This is a genomic window from Pseudomonas sp. CM27 (assembly GCF_013179515.1).
Taxonomy (GTDB): Bacteria; Pseudomonadota; Gammaproteobacteria; order Pseudomonadales; family Pseudomonadaceae; genus Aquipseudomonas.
This window is the reverse complement of the sequence record NZ_JABMCN010000150.1, coordinates 8,872-14,526: the sequence shown is the minus strand read 5'-3', so window position 1 is coordinate 14,526 and position 5,655 is coordinate 8,872. Positions and strand designations below refer to the sequence as shown.

Sequence of the window (5,655 nt, the reverse complement as noted above, 5' to 3'; positions counted from 1 at the left end):
GCCAGCCGAGGATATCGGCGGTAACCTCGTCACGGTTGGTTTCGTTGAGTACTTCATGCCGCGCCTCTGGATAGACGCGCAGCTGCACATGTCGATTGCCGGTCGCGCGCAGGGCGTCGGCCAGATGGGTGAGACGCTTGCCGGCACTGACCGGATCACATTCACCACCGATTATCAGCACAGGCAGGTTCGGATCGATCTGCGCGAGGTTACTTGGCTGGCTGATCTGCGCCAAGCCTTGCAGCAGGTCGAGCCACAACTGGTTGCTGCACCGAAAGCCGCACAACGGGTCGTTGACGTACAGGTCGACCTCGGCAGGGTCGCGGCTGAGCCAGTCGAACGCCGTACGGTTGGGCTTGAAGGCCTTGTTGAAGGACCCGAACGACAGCCACTCGATCAGTGCGCTCTTGCCCAGCGGCCCCTGGCGCCACGCCTCCAGCCGGGCGATCAGCCGCGCCACGCGGTACAGCGCCGCCGGCTGGTAGTTGGAGCCGCTGAGAATCGCCCCGTGCAGGCTGCCACTGTGGTGCAGCAGGTAGGCCTGGGCAATGTAGCTGCCCATGCTGTGGCCAAGCAGGAACAGCGGCGTACACGGGTACTGCTGGCCGATGTGCTGGGCCAGCAGACCCAGGTCGTCGACCACGGCATTCCAGCCATGATGGCGGGCGAACAGGCCGAGGTTGCCCAGTTCGGCGGTGCGCCCGTGGCCGCGCTGGTCCGCGGCGAACAGGGCAAAGCCGGCCGCGCTCAGGGCATGCCCCAGGCGTTTGTAGCGCCCGGCATGCTCGGCCATGCCATGGGCCAGTAGCACCACGGCTTTTACCGGCGTGTCCGGCAGCCATTGGTGCACATGCAGGCTGCAATGCTCGCTGGCGGGCAGCCAGAAGGCGTCGTGGAGCATGGTGGATCCTTGTGCGCACGGGTACCCGGACAGTGTATGCACAACCGGCCGGATTGCAGGAAGGGCACAAATAAGATTCACAATGTTAATGGCGGCACTTGGCGTGTATGCCGCCTTGGGCTTACCTGCTAACGTCGGAGCAACGCCTTTTTGCCCTCGGGCGATCAGGTAAAGGACTAAAGGACGCAGTGCAGGTCCAGGCAGAGGAACAATAATAAATGCAAGCCGACTTCTGGAATGACAAGCGCCCGGCGGGCGTGCCTTCCACCATCGACATCAATGCCTACGCCTCGGTTGTCGAGGTGTTCGAGCGCTCCTGCAAGCGCTTCGCCGATCGCCCGGCCTTCAGCAACCTGGGCGTTACCCTGACCTACGCGGAGCTGGAGCGCCATTCGGCAGCCTTTACTGCCTGGTTGCAGCAGCACACAGACCTCAAACCGGGTGACCGCATCGCGGTGCAGATGCCCAACGTGCTGCAGTACCCGATCGCCGTGTTCGGGGCCATGCGCGCCGGCCTGATCGTGGTCAACACCAACCCGCTGTACACCGAGCGCGAGATGCGCCACCAGTTCAAGGACAGCGGTGCACGTGCGCTGGTGTTCCTGAACATGTTCGGCAAGCGGGTGCAGGAGGTGCTGCCCGATACCGGCATCGAGTACCTGATCGAGGCGAAGATGGGCGACATGCTGCCCACCGCCAAGGGCTGGCTGGTGAACACCGTGGTCGACAAGCTGAAAAAGATGGTGCCAGCCTATCAGCTGCCCCAGGCCACATCGTTCAAGCAGGTGCTGCGCCAGGGGCGCGAACTGGCCCCCAAGCCGGACTCGCAGAACCTCGACGACATCGCCGTACTGCAATACACCGGCGGCACAACCGGCCTGGCCAAGGGCGCGATGCTCACCCACGGCAACCTGGTGGCCAACATGCTGCAGGTGCTGGCCTGCTTCTCGCAGCATGGCCCCGACGGGCAGAAACTGCTCAAGGACGGCCAGGAGGTGATGATTGCGCCGCTGCCGCTTTATCACATCTATGCCTTTACCGCGAACTGCATGTGCATGATGGTCACCGGCAACCACAACGTGCTGATCACCAACCCACGGGATATTTCCGGCTTCATCAAGGAGCTGGGCAAATGGCGCTTTTCCGCGTTGCTGGGGCTTAACACCCTGTTTGTCGCGCTGATGGATCACCCAGGCTTCCGCCAGCTTGATTTCTCGGCGCTCAAGGTCACCAACTCGGGCGGCACGGCGCTGGTCAAGGCCACTGCCGAGCGCTGGGAAGCGCTCACCGGTTGCCGCATTGTCGAAGGCTACGGCCTGACCGAAACCTCGCCGGTGGCCAGCACCAACCCCTACGGCCAGCTGGCGCGCCTGGGCACGGTGGGCATCCCGGTGCCAGGCACGGCGTTCAAGGTGATCGATGACGAGGGTAACGAACTGCCGCTGGGCGAGCGGGGCGAGCTGTGTATCCAGGGGCCGCAGGTGATGAAAGGTTACTGGCAGCAGCCCGAAGCCACTGCCCAGGCCATGGATGCCGACGGCTGGTTCAAGACCGGCGACATCGCCACCATCGACCCGGACGGTTTTACCCGCATTGTCGACCGCAAGAAGGACATGATCATCGTCTCGGGTTTCAACGTGTACCCCAACGAGATCGAGGACGTGGTGATGGGCCACCCCAAGGTCGCCAACTGCGCAGCCATCGGCGTGCCGGACGAGCGTTCCGGCGAGGCGGTGAAGCTGTTCGTGGTGCCGCGCGAGGGTGGGTTGAGCGTGGATGAGCTCAAGGCTTATTGCAAAGCCAACTTCACCGGCTACAAAGTGCCCAAGCACATCGTGTTGCGCGAGTCGCTGCCGATGACCCCGGTGGGCAAGATCCTGCGGCGGGAGCTGCGTGATATAGCCTGAGTCTTGTGTCGGCTTCTTCGCGGGTGAACCCGCTCCTACAGTTAGTGCACAACAAGGAGCGGGTTTATCCGCGGATGCCCAAGACGCTCTAACAAGCGGATCACAGCCGAATCTGCGACATTTTGGATAATTACTCTAAAAATGACCTGTATCGTTCATTGAGTCATTTTTGTGACCGTAAGGCCTGTTTTGGCCTCTAGGCGACCCCCGGCAAAGCTGTTACTCTCGGCCCGCTTTCAGATGATCCGGTTTGCAACGAACCGTCATCTCATATCAATAATAAGCGCATAGACGCGTAAACCGAACTTCGCTGTTGCTGAAGGAGTGGGCTTCCATGATCGAAAATTTTTGGAAGGATAAATACCCAGCCGGGATTACGGCGGAAATCAATCCTGACGAATTCCCCAATATCCAGGCGGTACTCAAGCAATCCTGCCAACGCTTTGCCGACAAACCGGCCTTTAGCAACCTGGGCAAGACTATCACCTATGGCGAGTTGTATGCGCTGTCCGGGGCGTTTGCCGCCTGGCTGCAGCAGCATACCGACCTCAAGCCGGGTGACCGCATTGCCGTGCAACTGCCCAATGTCCTGCAATACCCGGTCGCGGTATTCGGTGCCATGCGCGCCGGGCTGATCGTGGTCAACACCAACCCGCTGTACACCGCGCGGGAGATGGAACACCAGTTCAACGACTCCGGCGCCAAGGCCCTGGTGTGCCTGGCCAACATGGCCCACCTGGCCGAAAAGGTGGTGCCCAAGACCCAGGTCAGGCACGTCATCGTCACCGAAGTGGCCGACCTGCTGCCGCCGCTCAAGCGCCTGCTGATCAACAGTGTGATCAAGTACGTGAAGAAGATGGTGCCGGCCTACAACCTGCCGCGTGCCGTGCGCTTCAACGACGCCCTGGCACTGGGCAAGGGCCAGCCGGTGACCGAGGCCAACCCGCAGGCCAACGACGTGGCAGTGCTGCAGTACACCGGCGGTACCACCGGGGTGGCCAAGGGCGCGATGCTGACCCACCGCAACCTGGTGGCCAACATGCTGCAGTGTCGGGCACTGATGGGCGCGAACCTGCACGAAGGCTGCGAAATCCTCATCACCCCGCTGCCGCTGTACCACATCTATGCCTTTACCTTCCATTGCATGGCCATGATGCTGATCGGCAACCACAACGTGCTGATCAGCAATCCGCGTGACTTGCCGGCCATGGTCAAGGAACTGGGCAAGTGGAAGTTCAGCGGCTTCGTCGGCCTCAATACCCTGTTCGTTGCGCTGTGCAACAACGACGCCTTCCGCGCCCTGGACTTCTCGGCGCTGAAAATCACCCTGTCCGGGGGCATGGCCCTGCAGCTGAGCGTGGCCGAGCGCTGGAAGGCCGTGACCGGCTGCGCCATCTGTGAAGGCTACGGCATGACCGAGACCAGCCCGGTGGCGGCGGTCAACCCGGCCGAAGCCAACCAGGTGGGCACGATCGGCATTCCGGTGCCTTCGACCCTGTGCAAGATCATCGACGATGCCGGCATCGAGCTGCCACTGGGCGAAGTCGGCGAGCTGTGCGTCAAGGGCCCGCAGGTGATGAAGGGCTATTGGCAGCGCGAGGACGCCACTGCCGAGATCCTCGACAGCGAAGGTTGGCTGAAGACGGGCGACATCGCCCTGATCCAGGCCGATGGCTATATGCGTATCGTCGACCGCAAGAAGGACATGATCCTGGTCTCGGGCTTCAACGTGTACCCCAACGAGCTGGAAGACGTGCTGGCAGCCTTGCCGGGTGTGCTGCAGTGCGCGGCCATCGGAGTGCCGGATGAAAAGTCCGGTGAAGTGATCAAGGTGTTCATCGTGGTCAAGCCGGGCATGACCGTGACCAAGGAACAGGTGATGGAGCACATGCGTGCCAACGTCACCGGCTACAAGGTACCGCGCCAGATCGAGTTCCGCGATGTGCTGCCGACCACCAACGTGGGCAAGATCCTGCGCCGTGAACTGCGCGATGAAGAGCTGAAAAAGCAAGGTTTGAAGAAAATCGCCTGAGGCCCCCCGGCCCTTATAGGAGCGGCCTTGCGTCGCGAAAGGGCAGCGAAGCGGCCCCGGCATTTTCAGCGTCACGGCTGAGAACCTGGGGCCGCTTCGCGGCCCTTTCGCGACGCAAGGCCGCTCCTGCAGGGGTTGCGCGGGCATCACGCTCAGCGCAGTTTCTCAAGCATCTGGTAGTACCACATCCCCGCCGCCAGCAGCGGGTTGCCCAGCAAATCCCCCATCGGCACGCGCACGTGCTTGCACTGCGCAAAGGTGTCGAACTGCTGCAAGGTGCCGGTCAATGCCTCGGCCATGATCTCGCCCATGATGTGGCTGGTGGCAATGCCGTGCCCTGAATAGCCCTGGCAATACCACACGTTGTCCGACAGCTTGCCCAGTTGCGGGATACGGTTGACCACGATGCCCATGGCGCAACTCCACTGGAACTCGATCGGCACTCCTTTCAACGCGGGGAACGTACGCTCGATACACGGGCGCAGTTCGCCTTCGATATCGCGTGAGTCACGCCCGGAATAGTTGGCGCCACCGCCAAACAGCAATCGCTTGTCGGCGGTCAGGCGGTAATAGTCGAGCACGAAGCGGCAGTCGTATACCGCCAGGTCCTGCGGGTTGATCTGCTCGGCCAGTTCGCCCAGCGGCGCGGTGGTGACAATGCCGCCCATGGCCGGGAAGATCTTGCCCTTCAGCTGGCGGTTTTCCAGTTTGTGATACACATCGCCGGCCAGCATCACCTGGCGTGCCTCGACCCGGCCATGGGCTGTGACCACTGCCGGGCGGGGGCCGTGGACGATGTCCAGCACCTCGGAGTT

At 62.1% G+C, this 5,655-nt stretch carries 4 protein-coding genes; 2 read left to right on the top strand and 2 right to left on the bottom strand.

Translation table 11 applies throughout. The features are described 5' to 3' along the window. On the bottom strand, window positions 1-901 hold a 901-nt coding region (locus HP547_RS18455), incomplete at its 3' end, for an alpha/beta hydrolase (RefSeq protein WP_172287037.1). 218 nt (window positions 902-1,119) lie between these two features. Here HP547_RS18455 and fadD2 point away from each other — a divergent pair. Continuing rightward, on the top strand, window positions 1,120-2,808 hold the full coding sequence (gene fadD2 / locus HP547_RS18450) for a long-chain-fatty-acid--CoA ligase FadD2 (RefSeq protein ID WP_172287036.1): 1,689 nt from the start codon (window positions 1,120-1,122) through the stop codon (window positions 2,806-2,808). A 334-nt stretch (window positions 2,809-3,142) separates the two neighbouring features. Next, window positions 3,143-4,840 (top strand): long-chain-fatty-acid--CoA ligase FadD1, encoded by a 1,698-nt coding sequence (gene fadD1 / locus HP547_RS18445; RefSeq protein ID WP_172227808.1) that lies wholly within the window; start codon window positions 3,143-3,145, stop codon window positions 4,838-4,840. 152 nt (window positions 4,841-4,992) lie between these two features. Here the strand turns inward: fadD1 and HP547_RS18440 are convergent. Further along, window positions 4,993-5,655, bottom strand: a 663-nt coding sequence (locus tag HP547_RS18440; RefSeq protein ID WP_172287035.1) for an FAD-binding oxidoreductase, incomplete at its 5' end; no start/stop codon positions are given.